Source organism: Methylobacterium sp. V23 (assembly GCF_002917135.1).
GTDB lineage: Bacteria > Pseudomonadota > Alphaproteobacteria > Rhizobiales > Beijerinckiaceae > Methylobacterium.
In genome coordinates, this window is record NZ_PDHT01000009.1 from 22,499 (window position 1) to 37,302 (window position 14,804).

13 protein-coding genes are annotated in these 14,804 nt (G+C 70.0%); 6 read left to right on the forward strand and 7 right to left on the reverse strand.

Annotation, left to right across the window (positions count from 1 at the left end; all coding sequences use genetic code 11):
• The first annotated feature begins 130 nt into the window (after positions 1-130).
• Positions 131-1,006, forward strand: a complete 876-nt coding sequence (locus CRT23_RS10480) for an aldo/keto reductase family oxidoreductase (RefSeq protein WP_280951977.1) — start codon at positions 131-133, stop codon at positions 1,004-1,006.
• A 60-nt stretch (positions 1,007-1,066) separates the two neighbouring features.
• Here CRT23_RS10480 and CRT23_RS10485 read toward each other — a convergent pair whose 3' ends face one another.
• Positions 1,067-4,516, reverse strand: a complete 3,450-nt coding sequence (locus tag CRT23_RS10485) for a DUF3971 domain-containing protein (RefSeq protein WP_103709643.1) — start codon at positions 4,514-4,516, stop codon at positions 1,067-1,069.
• 173 nt (positions 4,517-4,689) lie between these two features.
• Between CRT23_RS10485 and CRT23_RS10490 the strand changes: the two genes are divergently transcribed.
• Entirely contained in the window at positions 4,690-5,157 is a 468-nt protein-coding gene (locus tag CRT23_RS10490; protein ID WP_103709730.1) for a peroxiredoxin, read from the forward strand.
• A 98-nt stretch (positions 5,158-5,255) separates the two neighbouring features.
• Complete coding sequence (locus CRT23_RS10495) at positions 5,256-6,476, forward strand: M23 family metallopeptidase (RefSeq protein WP_103709644.1); 1,221 nt, start codon at positions 5,256-5,258, stop codon at positions 6,474-6,476.
• Between the two features lie 190 nt (positions 6,477-6,666).
• Here the strand turns inward: CRT23_RS10495 and prfB are convergent.
• Positions 6,667-7,795 (reverse strand): peptide chain release factor 2 gene (prfB, locus tag CRT23_RS10500; RefSeq protein ID WP_103709645.1). Its coding sequence is split into 2 segments (ribosomal slippage): positions 6,667-7,725 and positions 7,727-7,795, totalling 1,128 coding nucleotides; the frame shifts between segments, so codons are not numbered across the junction.
• Positions 7,796-7,912: 117 nt separating this feature from the next.
• Between prfB and CRT23_RS10505 the strand changes: the two genes are divergently transcribed.
• Positions 7,913-8,308 carry a DUF2809 domain-containing protein gene (locus tag CRT23_RS10505; RefSeq protein WP_103709646.1) on the forward strand — a complete coding sequence of 132 codons (396 nt, stop codon included), beginning with the start codon at positions 7,913-7,915 and terminating at the stop codon, positions 8,306-8,308.
• Here the strand turns inward: CRT23_RS10505 and CRT23_RS10510 are convergent.
• The 4 genes from CRT23_RS10510 to CRT23_RS10525 form a co-directional block, all read right to left on the reverse strand.
• Positions 8,284-8,604, reverse strand: coding sequence for a hypothetical protein (locus tag CRT23_RS10510; RefSeq protein ID WP_082513268.1), 321 nt, complete (start codon positions 8,602-8,604; stop codon positions 8,284-8,286). The two genes, CRT23_RS10505 and CRT23_RS10510, sit on opposite strands and share 25 nt — an antisense overlap.
• A 211-nt stretch (positions 8,605-8,815) precedes the next feature.
• Positions 8,816-9,028: a hypothetical protein gene (locus tag CRT23_RS10515; RefSeq protein WP_103709647.1), complete on the reverse strand. Its 213-nt coding sequence runs from the start codon at positions 9,026-9,028 to the stop codon at positions 8,816-8,818.
• Positions 9,029-9,191: 163 nt separating this feature from the next.
• A complete protein-coding gene (locus tag CRT23_RS10520) occupies positions 9,192-10,424 on the reverse strand; it encodes an LL-diaminopimelate aminotransferase (protein ID WP_055958044.1) in 1,233 nt (410 codons plus the stop codon).
• Between the two features lie 256 nt (positions 10,425-10,680).
• On the reverse strand, positions 10,681-11,007 hold the full coding sequence (locus CRT23_RS10525) for a hypothetical protein (protein WP_103709648.1): 327 nt from the start codon (positions 11,005-11,007) through the stop codon (positions 10,681-10,683).
• A gap of 142 nt (positions 11,008-11,149) precedes the next feature.
• Here CRT23_RS10525 and phaC point away from each other — a divergent pair, with 142 nt between their 5' ends.
• Both phaC and CRT23_RS10535 read left to right on the forward strand, forming a co-directional pair.
• Positions 11,150-12,955, forward strand: a complete 1,806-nt coding sequence (gene phaC / locus CRT23_RS10530; protein WP_103709649.1) for a class I poly(R)-hydroxyalkanoic acid synthase — start codon at positions 11,150-11,152, stop codon at positions 12,953-12,955.
• Positions 12,952-13,422 (forward strand): GNAT family N-acetyltransferase, encoded by a 471-nt coding sequence (locus tag CRT23_RS10535; protein WP_245436123.1) that lies wholly within the window; start codon positions 12,952-12,954, stop codon positions 13,420-13,422. The genes phaC and CRT23_RS10535 overlap by 4 nt, the downstream gene beginning before the upstream one ends.
• Before the next feature lie 13 nt (positions 13,423-13,435).
• Here the strand turns inward: CRT23_RS10535 and CRT23_RS10540 are convergent, their stop codons facing one another.
• Positions 13,436-14,773 carry an outer membrane protein transport protein gene (locus CRT23_RS10540; protein WP_245436125.1) on the reverse strand — a complete coding sequence of 446 codons (1,338 nt, stop codon included), beginning with the start codon at positions 14,771-14,773 and terminating at the stop codon, positions 13,436-13,438.
• Positions 14,774-14,804: the final 31 nt, after the last annotated feature.

Consider the following 14,804-nt stretch of genomic DNA (forward strand, 5'->3'; position numbering starts at 1 on the left):
GCACGGGCCGTGCACATTATGCCGGATTATCGCGCGGGGTGGCAGGGTCTAGGTGGAGCTCATCGCAGAGGAGTTTTCCATGACCGACCTTGCCACCCCGAATGATCTCGACACGACGAACGATCTCGACATGGCGAAGGATCTCCACATGGCCGGGACCTACCAGCTCGGCGACCGGACGGTGAAGCGGATGGGCTACGGCGCCATGCAGCTGGCCGGACCGCAGGTGTTCGGCCCGCCGAAGGACCGGCCGCGCGCCGTCGCGGTGCTGCGGGAAGCGGTGGCCTCCGGCGTCGATCACATCGACACCAGCGACTTCTACGGGCCCCACGTCACGAACCAGATCATCCGCGAGGCGCTGCACCCCTATCCGGACGATCTCGTCCTCGTCACCAAGATCGGGGCACGGCGCGGCCCCGACGCCTCCTGGATCCCCGCCACCTCAGCCGCGGATCTGACCGCCGCCGTGCACGACAACCTGCGGAACCTCGGGGTCGCGGCGCTCGACGTGGTCAACCTGCGGATCATGTTCGACGCGCACGGTCCCGCCGAGGGCTCCATCGCGGAGCCCCTGGGGGTCCTCGCCGACCTCCAGCGCCAGGGACTCGTGCGCCGGATCGGGCTCAGCAACGTGACGCCGCGGCAGGTGGCCGAGGGCCGCGCGATCACACCCATCGTCTGCGTGCAGAACGCCTACAACCTCGCGCATCGGGCGGACGACGCGCTGGTCGACGACCTCGCCGCCGCCGGCATCGCCTACGTGCCGTTCTTCCCGCTCGGCGGCTTCAGCCCGCTGCAATCGACCACGCTGTCGGCCGTCGCCGCCCGGCTCGGCGCGACGCCGATGCAGGTCGCGCTCGCCTGGCTCCTGGCCCGGGCCCCCAACATCCTGCTCATCCCCGGCACGTCGTCACCGGAGCACCTGCGCGAGAACATGGCCGCTGCAGCCCTGAGGCTGCCGGAGGACGCGATGGCGGACCTCGACGGCATCGGCGGCGCCGGCTGATCGCGACTGCCTGCGGTCGGGCCGATCGGGTTCGGACCGACCCGCCGGCGGACCGGTCCCTCAGCGCTCGGTCTCGTTCATCGGGGTGCCGGCGGCGAGGCCGTCATTGCCGCCGCCGGCGCTGAACAGCTTGCGCAGGATGCCGGGGGCGAGGGCCGAGAGCGGGTTCACGCTGACGTCCGGCTTGGCGAGGCGGCCGGAGACGCGGAAGTTCAGGGCGAACAGGCCCTCGTTGCGGCCCCCGCCGAGGAGCTGGCCGAGGATCGGCAGCTGCGAGACGACGTTGTTCAGGCCGTAGAGGGGCACGAAGGTGCCGTTGATGTCGGTGCGCTCCTTGGCGGTGTCGAGGTAGCCCGTCATGGTGAAGCCCATGGCGGGGTTCGAGATCGCCGCGTCGCTGATGTCGATCCGGCTCCCCGTGCGGGTGAAGATCGCTCGCAGGCGGTCGAATTCCACGTCGTTGCCGGAATTCTGGACCACGTATTTCCGGCCGCGCGCATCCGTGACCTCGCTGGTGGCGGGCCCCTGCGCCATGATGCTCGACAGGGCCGGCTCGTTGCGCAGGATGAAGTTGCGGATCTGGACGGAGCCCGGCTGCGGCCCGTCGTTCAGGGCGCTCGTCATGATCAGCTTGCCGCCGTACATCCGCTTGTAGATGTCGGCGAAGCGCAGGGTCGAGCCGGCATCGAGCGTCTCGATGGTGACGCTCGATCCGCCGCGATCGGTGTGGGTCACCTGCGCCGTGAAGGGCGCGCTGCTGAACTTGCCCTGGACCCGGCCGCTGCGCAGGTCGCGGCCGCGCAAGGAGAGCTTCGCGCTGGCATTGGTGAGGGATTCGCCGTTGAAGCCGCTGACGATGCCCAGGCTGAGATCGGCCTCGACGTCCTTCGGGCTGGCGTCCCGGGTTCCCTTGACGTCCGGCCCGCCGAGACTGCGTAGGAACGGGCGCGCATCGGCCACGGCGCCCCGGACGGTGACCCGATAGGCGTTGCCGCCGCTGCGGTCGACCTGAAGCCGCATGTCGTCGCCGGGCGAGAGCTTCAGCGCCGTCAGATCGGCGCGCTCCAGTCCCCCGTCGCCGTTGAGGCTGGCGCTGCCGCGCGCCATCAGCGGCGACGCATCCACCACGAGGTCGCGCAGGTCCTGGTTGCCGTTCGCGCCCTCGCTCACGGTGAAGCTCGCGCGCCCGGCCTTGCCGACGGCCTTGGTCACGCCGGGCAGGAGCCCGTCGGTGCCCATCCGGGTCAGATCGGCCTCCACGCGGATCGGGGGTTTGCCCGACCCGGTCCGGCCGATCGGCAGGGTCAGGCGGACCGGGATGGTGCCGGTGATCTGGGGCGCCACCGGCAGGCCCTTGCGGGCCCGCAGGGCGTCGTCGATGGCCAGGCCGATATTCACCTCGCCGGGGGCGCCGGCCTTCGGCTGGCGAAGGTCCACGGTGATGGGCGTGCCCATGACGCGGCCGTCGCCCTTGAGGGAGAAGGCACCCCGGTCGCACAGGACCGTGAAGCGTCCGCTCTCGAGCCGCTCCTTCCCGAACACCTTGTCGACCGCGATGTCCGACAGGGTCCCGGTGATGCTCACCGGCAGGTCCGGCAGGTCGGGGATGTGCTTCAGGTTGAGGGGGAAGTCGATGCGCAGGTCCGCGGCACCCTTCACCGTCCCGGGATCGAGATCGAGGCCCGTGAGCGTCTTGAACATGTTGGTCTGCAGCAGCGAGACCAGGGCGTCCGCGCCGCCGCTGAGGCGCAGCCCGATCTGCGCCGTCACCGTGTCGGGGGTGATCTTCGGGATGACGAAGGATCCATCCGAGATCGACAGGGTCCGGTTGTCCGCCATACGCACATCGGCGGTGACGTTGCGGATCTTGGTCGTCTGTCCGGTGATCGTGCCGGTCACCCGCCCCCGCGTCAGGGGCGGCGCGTCGGGCACCACGATGAGCGTGGCGTCGGAGACCGCGAAATCGATATGGACCGCGTTGTCGGGCATCGGCTCGCCGCGGGTGGCGGCGGCGAGTTCCGAGCCGCTCATGTCCACGGTGAGGTCGACCGTGTTGACCTTGCCGCCGCGCAGGTTGTCCACGAGGTAGTTGCGCGCGGGCGGCGCCACGTGCTCGGGCCAGAGGCGGAGCGCCATGCGCCCATCGGTGTCGGCGGCGGCGATGTGCAGGGTCAGCCCGTCATCGTCCGCGGAGGTCCCGATGGTTCCGGTGATCCGGCCGTTGGCGACACCGGCCCGGACCGAGAAATCGTCGATCACGACGCCGCCGGCCTTGCCGGTGAGATGGGCCGAGACGGTGTCGAGGCTGACGGGCTTGTCGGCCGCATTGGCCCCGCGCAGCACCGCGTCCTTGCCCGCCAGTTCCAGGGTCCAGGCGGATTCAGCGCCCGACGGGGCCGCGGTCCAGGCGCCGGTGAGGTGCACCGCGTTGCCGGCCCCGCGATAGTCGAGGGCGTCGAGCTTCATCGCCCGGCCCGCCTCGTCCCAGCTCACCGCGGCCGACAGGCTGTCGATGGTGACGGGGTTGAAGTCCTTCTCCTCGATCAGGACGTTGCCGCCGCCGGTACGGATCTCCGCCGTCATCGTCTCGATGCGCCCGGCATCGATCGCCACGTCGGCCTTGGCCGAGAGCTTGAGGTCGGTGTCCACCGGCAGCTTCGACTGGCCGGACAGCAGGAGCAGGTCGGTGATCGGCAGGTCGTCGAGGGTGATGATGCCGGTCCGCTTGGTGCCGCCGGCCTCGTGCAGGTCGCCGCCGAAGCGCCACTCCCCGTGCGGGCCGTCGATGCGCAGCTCGAAGACCCGGGCATCGCGCACGGCATCGCGGCGGAACAGGCCGTTCACGTGCTCGAAGACGGCGCGCTGGCGGGCATCGTCGTCGATCAGGGTCAGGCGTCCGTTGGTGATCCGCGCCCGGTCGAGGGCACCGATGACGCCGGCGGAATCGAGCACCACGCCGAAGATCGAGGCGACACCGGCGGAGATCGGCGAGACGTGGCCGATCGCGGCGTCGACGCTGGGCAGGGTGTGGGGCACCACCGCATTGCCCTGGCTGCTGTCCGAGGCCGCGAAGGCGATGCTGCCGTTGCGGTGGACCAGGGCCGTCATCTGCAGGTCGCGGAACTCGATGGCCCGGGGCTGCACCGCGAGGCGCAGGAGGCTCCAGGTGTCGAGGCTGACCACGGCCAGGGGCGCCCGGACCACGAGGGCGCCCTCGGGATTGTGGATGTCGAGGCCGGAAACGCGCAGGGCCAGGGACTGCTCCGAATCGAGCTCCAGGGCGCTGTCGCTGAGGGCGACGCGCCAGCCGGGACCGATGCTGCCGGCGATGGCCGAGGCCACCCGCTCCGACATCCCGTCGATGCGCAGCGGCCCCATCGACAGGCGGCCGATGACCCCGCCGATGGCGACCATCAGGCCCACCACCAGGACGGCCGCAATCCAAAGCAACGGCCGCCGCCGTGCGGCGGGCCGCGCGGGCCGCAAACCTTTGGCCGTTTCCTGGTCCATCAATCCTTGTGCCGCTGGATCGGAAAGTCCCCTCGGGCTATCGAGCGGCAGTCCTACGGGTTTCAGCTTTCGCGGGTCTTTGGCGTTCGTCGGTCCCGGTGCGCCGGGGCGTCGGGCTGCCGTCGCGGTGCAACGCCAGAGGCACACCATCAATCGGCCGAAAGGAAGGCATGATGCCCCTCGATACCGGAGATCAGGCGCCCGATTTCACCCTGCCGGGCGCCGGCGACGAGACGATCAGCCTCGAAGCGCTTAAGGGCCGCAAGGCGGTCCTGTACTTCTACCCCAAGGATGACACGAGCGGTTGTACCCTGGAGGCGCAGGGCTTCAACGCCCTCGGCCCCGACTTCGCCGCGGCTGACACCATCGTGATCGGGATCTCCCCGGACTCGGCCAAGAGCCACGACAAGTTCCGCGCCAAGTACGCCCTCACCTTCCCGCTGGCCTCCGACGAGGGCAAGGCGATGCTCGAGGCCTACGGCGTCTGGGTCGAGAAGAGCATGTACGGCCGGAAATACATGGGCGTTGAGCGCACGACGATGCTGCTGGACCGCGATGGCCGCATCGCCCGGATCTGGCCGAAGGTGAAGGTGCCCGGCCACGCCGGCGAGGTGCTGGCCGCCGCGCGCGACCTGGCCTGAGGACGAAAGTCGAAAGGGTGAATCGCCGGGGCGGCGCCTTGGCGGTTCGTTAACCCTGATTCGGGCAGGGTGACGGGGTGGATCAGGTCACGCGTCCCATGTCATCGTCTTCCCGGAAACCCTCCTCGACGACGAACCGCCTCGTCTCCGCCACCCCGGCTTCAACGCTGCGGTCACGCCTCCTCGCAGGGGCGCTGGCCGTCGCCGTCGCCTGGGCTGGCGGAGCGACGTACTACCTCGTCTTCCACGACGAGGTGCTGGCGCGCTTCGTCTCACAGCAGAGCGCCATCCAGTACGGCTACGAGGAGCGGATCGGCACCCTGCGCCTGCAGCTCGACCGGGTGACGATGGAGCAGACGGCGTCGCGTGACGGGCTGGCCCAGCGCATGGCCGAGCTCGCGCGCCGGCAGGCCGCCATGGAGGCCCGCCAGGCCACCATCGCCAGCCTCGCGGGCGATACTGCCCCGGTGGCACTTCCGACGCCGGTGATCGAGGCGCCCGAGCCGGCGCCCAAGGTCCCGTCGGGTCCCCTGTCGGGTCCCCTACCGGGAGCCAAGCCCTTCCCCACGCCCGATGCGCTTCGGCTCCGGACCGACGCCGAGCCCAGTCCCGGGCGCCAATCCGCCCGCGTCGTCGAGGGTCAGGTCGCGGCCCTGGAACAGCGTCTGGACGGCCTCGCGGAAGCGCAGTCCCGCGTGCTCGCCACCCTCGGGTTGCGGGCCGGCAAGGGCGCGCAGCGCCTGCGCGGCCTCGTCGCCCGCCTCGGTCTCGACCCGGCCCGCTTCGAGCACGAGCGCCCGGCCGGCATCGGCGGTCCCCTGGTGCCCCTGAGCGGCGACGCCTTCGCCCTGTCCCTGTCGGAGGTGCAGCGCTCCCTGGCCGAGGAGGCGCGCCTGCGCCGGATCACGGCCGCCCTCCCCGTGCGCCGTCCGCTATCCGGGGAGATCAGCCTCTCCAGCAATTTCGGCGCCCGCCTCGATCCCTTCACCCGCGGCTACGCGATGCATACCGGCATGGACATGCGGGCGGAGACCGGCGAGCCGGCCCGCGCCACGGCGGCGGGCCGCGTGACGGTGGCGGATTACAATGGCGGCTACGGCAACATGGTCGAGGTCGATCACGGCCACGGCCTCGTCACTCGCTACGCCCACCTCTCGGCCTTCGACGTCACGCCGGGCCAGTGGGTCGAGCCGGGAACGGTGGTCGGACGCGTCGGCTCCACCGGCCGCTCGACCGGCAGCCACCTGCATTACGAGACCCGCATCGACGGCGAGCCGGTGGACCCGGTGCGCTTCCTCAGGGCCGCCGACGCACTCTGACCGGCTCTCCACCGCCCCCGCGTCGAGAGGCCGGGACCGCCGACGGGACTGTCTCCCGAAACGGGATCCCCCGCACGCTCAAATCGCTGTGGCGCCTCCCGGAACCGGGAGACGCCGCCTGACGATGGGGAAAGTGACGCTAGGCAAGTGACGATGGGCAAGTGACGCTGGCGACGTGGGGTCGGGCGCCCTACGCGATGTCCTCGACCACGTCGGCCCCGCCATAGACGCGCTGGGCCAGCGAGGCTTCCATGAACGGATCGAGGGAGCCGTCCAGCACCGCGTCGGGGTCGGTGGACTGGGTGCCTGTGCGCAGGTCCTTCACGAGCTGGTAGGGCTGCAGCACGTAGCTGCGGATCTGGTGGCCCCAGCCGATGTCGGTCTTCGCGGCGGCCTCGGCACTCGCCTTCTCCTCCCGCTTCTTCAATTCGGCCTCGTACATGCGGGCGCGCAGCATATTCCAGGCGGTGGCCCGGTTCTTGTGCTGCGAACGCTCCTGCTGACACGCCACCACGATGCCCGTCGGGATATGCGTGATGCGCACCGCCGAATCAGTGGTGTTCACGTGCTGGCCGCCCGCGCCGGACGACCGGTAGGTGTCGATCCGACAGTCGGATTCCTTGATCTCGATCTCGATCCGGTCGTCGATGACCGGATAGACCCAGACGCTGGCGAAGCTGGTGTGGCGGCGCGCGCTCGAATCGTAGGGCGAGATGCGGACCAGCCGGTGCACGCCCGACTCGGTCTTGAGCCAGCCATAGGCGTTGTGGCCCTTGATCAGCAGCGTGGCGCCCTTGATCCCGGCCTCGTCGCCGTCCGACCACTCGACGATCTCGACCTTGTACTTCCGGCGCTCGGCCCAGCGGCCGTACATGCGCTGGAGCATGTTGGCCCAGTCCTGGCTCTCGGTGCCGCCGGCGCCCGAATGGACTTCGAGATAGGTGTCGAAGCCGTCGGCCTCGCCGGAGAGCAGGGTCTCGATCTGGCGGCGCGCGGCCTCCTTCTCGACGGCGCGGACGCCGGCCTCGCCTTCCTGGATCGTGGACTCGTCGCCCTCCATCTCGCCGAGTTCGATCAGCGTGTGGGCGTCCTGGAGCTCCTGGCTCAGCTTCCTGATCGCGGTCACGGCGTCATCGAGCTGGGTGCGCTCGCGCATGACCTTCTGGGCCGCCTCGGCGTCGTTCCAGAGTTCGGGGTTCTCGGAAGCCGCGTTCAGCTCCGCGAGGCGTTTCTCGACGGTATCCCAGTCAAAGATGCCTCCTCAGCAGTCCGATCGACTGCTTGGCGGCATCCGAGAGTTGTTCGATCTCGGCGCGCATCTGGTGTTTCGGGCTCGTGTGTTCGGGGTGTGGGACGGGGTGATACCGGGCCGGCCGGATGGTGTAAACGGCGCGGGCTGAAAACCGGGGGCGCGCTCCCGTCAGGAGAACCGCCGCATGACAGGACCGAACCGCGCGCGGCTGCGCCTGCTCGTCGGCACCGCGCTGGTGATCGCCGCCGGTCTCGCCCTGCGCCTCCTCGGGCTCGGGCTGCCGGGGCCGGTGGTCAAATGGGGTGGATCGGTCCTCTGGGGCGCGATGGTCTATGGCCTCGTCGGCCTCGTCCTGCCCCTGCCGCGCTGGCGCATCGTGGCCGTGGCGGCGGCGATCGCCCTGGCGGTGGAGCTGTTCCGGCTCATTCACACGCCGGACCTCGACGCCTTCCGGCTGACGCTGGCGGGCAAGTTGCTGATCGGACGGGTGTTCTCGCCCTGGAACGGCGTCGCCTATGCGGCCGGCATCCTGTGCGCGCGCGTGGCCGACCGGCGTCAGCGGAGCGCGGGACGAACGTAGTCCGGCGGGCCGATGCGGGCCGGCGACAGGACGAATTCGCGCGGGCGGTGCCGCTGGTTGAGCGGGCCCTCGCTGAGGCCGTCGCTGAAATAGTCGGTTCCGGTCAGGCCGAACCCGCCGCCATTCATCACGCTCGGCACGGGAACCGCCTCGGGCACGTCCGGGATCGGCCGGCCGGAGCTCGGGCTGGTCGGCAGCACCACGGGGCCGTTCGCGCCGAGATAGAGGGTCTGCGCGGAGGCGCCGACGGTGAACCCGAGACCGATCAGGCCAGCAGCGAGGAGGGTCCGCATCATCAGCACCACGATCAAACTCCGGCGGGCAGCCTGAAGACCCGGAGGGACGCGCCCGGGGGCACCATGCCTCAATCCGGCGCCCCTGTCCGTGTCCGTTCGGTCGCGCCGGCGCGACATTCGTCGCTGTCCTGTGGGAAAGCCGCCGCGCGGTGCGGCCGCGGAACGACGAAGGCCGGGCATCGGCCCGGCCCTGCGACGCGTTCCGGCACGCTCAGCCCTTGGCGCGGAGCACCACCGAGCGCTCTTGGAGCGACGGCTCGCAGCTGGAGTAGAAGCCGTTCAGCACGGTCGGTCGCGAGGTGCACTCGTAGCCGAGGGTCGGCTCGGGCGCCGGAACCGGGTCGCGGGCGACGATCGGCTTCGGAGCGCAGGCTCCCGCGGAGGCGCTCAGCACCAGGGCGACGGCAAGGGTCAGGCGACGCATACGATCCTCGGGCCTCGGCGAACGCGCCGCGCGCAAACAGGACATGCGGCGCGGCTTCGTTGCGACCCTGCTGAGCGCACACCGCCGTGACAAGCACGTCGGCGCGTTTCGGCAAGCTTTGCGGCCGGCTGTCTCCCGGCCGCAACATGCGGGCGATGACGCCTCAGCCGGCCTTCGAGAGCGACGCTTCGGGCATCGGCACCACGTTGTGCAGGGTCTTGTCCGAGGTCTCGAAGAAGCGCCGGACGTTGCGCGCGGCCTGCCGGATGCGCTGCTCGTTCTCCACGAGGGCGATGCGGACGTAGTTGTCGCCGTGCTCGCCGAAGCCGATGCCGGGGGCCACCGCCACGTCCGACTTCTCGAGGAGGAGCTTCGAGAACTCCAGGCTGCCGAGGGCCTGGTACTTCTCGGGAATCGGCACCCAGGCGAACATCGAGGCCGACGGGGTCGGGATCTTCCAGCCGGTCTTGCCGAAGGACTCGACCAGCGCGTCGCGGCGCTTCTTGTAGATCCCGCGCATCTCGACGATGCAATCCTCCGGCCCGTTCAGGGCCGCGGTGGCGGCGACCTGGATCGGCGTGAAGGCGCCGTAATCGAGGTAGGACTTCACGCGGGTCAGCGCCGCGAGCAGGCGCTCGTTGCCCACCGCGAAGCCCATGCGCCAGCCGGCCATGGAGAAGGTCTTCGACAGGGACGAGAACTCCACCGTGCAGTCGATGGCGCCCGGAACCTCCAGCACGGAGGGCGGCGGATCGCCGTCGAAGTAGACCTCCGCGTAGGCGAGGTCCGACAGGATGATGATCTCGTGCCGCTTCGCGAAGGCGACGAGGTCCCGGTAGAAGTCGAGGCTCGCCACGTAGGCGGTGGGGTTCGAGGGATAGCAGACCACGATCGCCACCGGCTTCGGGATCGAGTGCTGCATCGCCTTCTCGACCGCGGGGAAGAAGGCGGGCGTCGGCTCGGCCGGCACCGAGCGGATGACGCCGCCGGCCATGAGGAAGCCGAAGGCGTGGATCGGGTAGCTCGGGTTCGGCACCAGCACCACGTCGCCCGGCGCCGTGATCGCCTGCGCCATGTTGGCGAAGCCCTCCTTCGAGCCCAGCGTGGCCACCACCTGGGTGTCGGGGTTCAGGCTCACGCCGAAGCGGCGCTTGTAGTAGTTCGCCTGGGCGCGGCGCAGGCCGGCGATGCCCTTGGAGGCGGAGTAGCGGTCGGTGCGCGGACGGCCGGCGGTTTCCACCAGCTTGGCGATGACGTGCTTCGGGGCGTCGAGGTCCGGGTTGCCCATGCCGAGGTCGATGATGTCGGCGCCATTGGCGCGGGCCTGGGCCTTGATCCGGTTCACCTGCTCGAACACGTAGGGGGGCAGGCGCTTGATGCGGTGGAAGTCGGTCATGGCCTTCACGATGTCCGAGAAAACGAGCGAGGATACGAGTTTGGGCGCGAGGCGGCGAGCGTGACCCGGCGCGAAGCTGTCATCATCCCGAGACGGCAGCGTGGTCTCGTCCGGAGGTCCCTCGGGCGGAATCCGGACGTCTTTTGACGGCCTTGCCTGACGCAGGGCCGTCGCAGAATTCGCACGCTCGGCTCCGGTCTAGCAGTTTTGTGCCCCGACGCCGAACGATATCTCGGGATCCCCGACGGCCTGCCCCCTAGGGCTTGGCGCCCTGGGCCGCGCCCTCGGCGGAGCGGCCGCGCGCCTCGTTGCGCCCCCGCGCCGCGACCAGCTCCGCCTCCAGGGCCTTGGTGCCCTCCGGCGTCTTGGCGCGGATCGGCCGGGCCGGGGCGGAGACCCCCACCGGCATGAAGTCGTCGCTGCCGCGGCGGGACTGCGCCACGAAGTCCGGCGCCTTGGCGGGCGGTCCGGCCTCGCCGGTGCCGTAGGCGATCCGCATCGGGTTCAGGTCGCCGGAACATCCCGCGAGCAGGACGGCCACGGCGACGACCGCGACAAACTGGGAGTTGTGAAGCCGGGACATGGAGAAGTCGGCCGTTTTGGAGGCGTGCGCTCTGGCGGAACTCCGCGATGGCGCGTTAATTTGTCGGAAACGAGGCCCCCCGGGCCGCGCGGCAGGCGTCGCCCGGCGAAAGGTTCGGCCACACTCGGGGAGAGATGCACGCGTGACGACCGAACGGACGACACCGCTGCCCGACATCGAGGCCCTGTCCCGCAACGCGAGCCTGCTGGTCGAGGAATTCGGGCGGGCCGCATCACGCTACATGAAACCCGTCGGTACGCCGGACGCCCTGCCGGTCGAGGCGGTCGAGCCGCCCGAGGAGGTCAAGGACGTGGTCCGCACCCTCGGCAGCGTGGCCGAGACCTGGCTCTCCGACCCGAAGAAGACCGTCGAGGCTCAGACCAAGCTGAGCGAGGCCTTCATCACCCTCTGGGGCTCGACCTGGCAGCGCCTGCAGGGCGAGGCCGCCGCGCCCGTGGCCCAGCCCGAGCCGAAGGACAACCGCTTCGCCCACGCGGAATGGTCCACCAACCCGATCTTCGACTTCATCAAGCAGAGCTACCTCATCACCTCCCGCTGGGCCGAGGGCCTCGTGGACGAGGCCGAGGGCATCGACGAGCACACCCGGCACAAGGCACAGTTCTATCTGCGCCAGATCACCGGGGCCCTGTCGCCGTCGAACTTCGTGATGACCAACCCGGAGCTGATCCGGCACACCCTGAAGGAGAACGGCGCCAACCTCGTGCGCGGCATGAAGATGCTCGCCGAGGATATCGAGGCCGGGAAGGGCCAGCTCCGGGTGCGCCAGACCGATCCGGCCGCGGGCTTCGAGGTCGGGGTCAACGTGGCGGTGACGCCGGGCGAGGTCGTGTTCCGGAACGACCTGATGGAGCTGATCCAGTACGCGCCCAGCACCGACACGGTGCTCAAGCGGCCGTTCCTGATCGTGCCGCCCTGGATCAACAAGTTCTACATCCTCGACCTCAACCCCTCGAAGAGCCTGATCGCCTGGATGGTCAGCCAGGGCCTGACGGTGTTCTGCATCTCCTGGGTCAACCCGGATGCGCGCCACGCCGACAAGGACTTCGAGAGCTACATGCGGGAGGGCATCGAGACCGCGATCGATGCCATCGGGGTCGCCACCGGCGAGAACGAGGTCGCGGCGGCAGGCTACTGCGTCGGCGGCACCCTCCTGGCCGTGACCCTGGCGATGCAGGCCGCCACCGGCAACAAGCGCATCAAGAGCGCCACCTTCCTGACCACGCAGGTGGATTTCACCCATGCGGGCGACCTGAAGGTGTTCGCCGACGAGGATCAGATCCGCCTGATCGAATCGCGGATGCAGAAGCGCGGCTACCTCGAAGGCACCGGCATGGCGACCGCCTTCAACATGCTCCGCCCCAACGACCTGATCTGGTCCTACGTGGTCAACAACTACGTCAAGGGCCAGACGCCGATGCCCTTCGACCTGCTGTACTGGAACGCCGATTCCACCCGGATGCCGGCAGCCAACCACTCGTTCTACCTGCGCAACTGCTACCTCAACAACACGCTCGCGCAGGGCAAGATGATCCTCGGCAACGTCCGGCTCGACCTGAAGAAGGTGAAGATCCCGATCTTCAACCTCGCCACCAAGGAGGATCACATCGCGCCGGCCCTGTCGGTGTTCGAGGGTTCGTCGAAGTTCGGCGGACCGGTCGACTACGTGCTCGCCGGCTCGGGCCATATCGCCGGGGTGGTGAACCCGCCGGCCAAGCCGAAATACGGCTTCTGGACCGGAGGGCCGGCCAAGGGCCGGTTCGAGGATTGGATGGCGGCGGCCACCGAGACCAAGGGCTCCTGGTGGCCGCACTGGTTCCAGTGGCTGGAGCACCAGGCGCCCGCCCGCGTCCCGGCACGGGTGCCGGGCGAAGGCGGCCTGGCCTCCCTCGGTCCGGCGCCCGGCACCTACGTCCGCATGAAGGCGTGAGCGCGGGCATGGAGGCGCCGGTCTGGTCCGTTCGCCTCGAGGCGGAACCAGACCCGGCGATGCGGGTCGCGATCCTGGCGCCTCTCGTCGCCCATAACGAGGCCCAGGTGCCGAATGGGAATTGGGGCCTGCTCGCCCTCACGGTGCGCGACGCGGGCGGAGCCATCGTCGGCGGTCTCTGGGGCCGGACCGGCTACGGCATGCTGTTCGTCGAGTTGCTCGCCCTCGGCCCGGCCCGGGGGCGCGGCCTGGGCCGCCGCCTGATGCGGGATGCCGAGGCGGAGGCGCGCCGGCGGGGCCTGTCCGGGATCTGGCTCGACACCTGGACCTTCCAGGTCCCGGGCTTCTACCAGCGCCTCGGCTTCACCGAGTGCGGGCGGATCCGCGATGATCCGCCCGGCCACGACCGCATCTTCTACGTCAAGCGCTTCGCGGACGGCGGGACCGGACCGGCTCCGCCGCCCTGAGCGTCGTGCGTCCTCAGAACTTGCGCACCAGGGGGGCCGGCGCGGCCGCCACGGGCTCGCCGAACACGTAGCGGAAGCCGACCGAGACGATGTCGGCGCTGCTGTCGGCGACGCCCGCGAAGACCACGTTCTGGACGTTGTAGTCGCGGCCGGGGCCGGCCAGGATCCGTCCCTTGTCGACGAAGAAGTGCGAGTAGGCGAGGTTGAGGGTCAATTTCTCGCTCCAGCGGTAGCTTCCGCCGACCGAGACGTTCACCCGGTCGCCATCGGGCAGGCGCACCGACCGGTTCGAGAAATCGATCGGGGAGGATTCGTAGGCGACGCCGGCGCGGACCGTCAGGGCCGCCGACCAGTCGTACTCGCCGCCGATCGAGTAGGTGTAGCCGTCCTTGTAGTTCAGCGGCAGCTGCGTCGCGACGGCACCGGTCCGGTCGAGGAGGACGTTGACGGTGCCCAGACGGCTCCAGTTGTCCCACTCGAAACCGAGATTGAGGCGCGCCACCGGGGTGATCGCCTGGGTGAGGCCGACGCTCAGCTTCTCGGGGGTGTTCAGCTTGGCCTTCACGTCGCCGCCGAGCGCCGCCAGCGGCCCGGGCAGGATGAGCTGGCCGCCGATGTCGTGATGGACGGAGGAGCGGAAGCCGACGCCGATCGCGGTCCCGTCGAAGGGCGTGATCAGCGCACCGGCGGTGAAGCCGACGCCCCAGGAATCGCCCTTGAGGCCGGAGCTCGGCAGGGCGGCCGGGTTGGTGCTGAGCGGCGAGAGCAGGGCCTGGCGCAGGACGAGCTTGAAGTACTCGATGTTCGGGCCGGCGGCGATGGAGAGCCACTCGTTGACCTTGAAGCCGACGACCGGGTTGAAGGCCAGGGAGAAGATGCGGCTGGACCGGCCGTAGAGCTCGCCCGACCAGGTCTGGCGCGGCTTCGTCACGAGGCCGAAGGGCGCGCCGGAGGTGATGCCGACCCAGAGGCGGTCGTTGAGCTGGTAGGAGGTGGCGCCGGCCGGAACCACGGCACCCTGGCCGATCTCGCCGCTGTCACCGAGGCGGGCGAAGGCCGGGTTCGTGCCCACGTCGGGCGTGATCTTCGCCGACAGGTTGATGAAGGACAGGTTCTGCTCGGTGACCCAGCCCGGCCGCATGGTCACGGTGGCGGGGTTCCAGAACAGCGAGGAGACGCCGCCGGAGCCGGAGGCGGCGCCCGCCCAGGCGAGACCCTGGGCCTGGGCGCTCTGCTCGCGGATGCCGAAGGCCCCGGCCGAGGCACCGGCGACACCGGCGCAGAGGAGGGCTGCGGAAACTCCCGAAAGCGCCAGGCCGCGCAGGGAACGGCGCCGAATCGTACCCATCATGACGTAGGACCCACCCCAGTTGTTGGTGCTC

Coding starts and splice junctions, on each gene's coding strand:
- CRT23_RS10495 (WP_103709644.1), top strand. CDS start 5,256: ATGTCATCGTCTTCCCGGAAACCCTCCTCGACGACGAACCGCCTCGTC.
- CRT23_RS10525 (WP_103709648.1), bottom strand. CDS start 11,007: ATGTCCCGGCTTCACAACTCCCAGTTTGTCGCGGTCGTCGCCGTGGCC.
- CRT23_RS10485 (WP_103709643.1), bottom strand. CDS start 4,516: ATGGACCAGGAAACGGCCAAAGGTTTGCGGCCCGCGCGGCCCGCCGCA.
- CRT23_RS10510 (WP_082513268.1), bottom strand. CDS start 8,604: ATGATGCGGACCCTCCTCGCTGCTGGCCTGATCGGTCTCGGGTTCACC.
- CRT23_RS10515 (WP_103709647.1), bottom strand. CDS start 9,028: ATGCGTCGCCTGACCCTTGCCGTCGCCCTGGTGCTGAGCGCCTCCGCG.
- CRT23_RS10480 (WP_280951977.1), top strand. CDS start 131: ATGGCGAAGGATCTCCACATGGCCGGGACCTACCAGCTCGGCGACCGG.
- CRT23_RS10540 (WP_245436125.1), bottom strand. CDS start 14,773: ATGATGGGTACGATTCGGCGCCGTTCCCTGCGCGGCCTGGCGCTTTCG.
- CRT23_RS10505 (WP_103709646.1), top strand. CDS start 7,913: ATGACAGGACCGAACCGCGCGCGGCTGCGCCTGCTCGTCGGCACCGCG.
- CRT23_RS10520 (WP_055958044.1), bottom strand. CDS start 10,424: ATGACCGACTTCCACCGCATCAAGCGCCTGCCCCCCTACGTGTTCGAG.
- CRT23_RS10490 (WP_103709730.1), top strand. CDS start 4,690: ATGCCCCTCGATACCGGAGATCAGGCGCCCGATTTCACCCTGCCGGGC.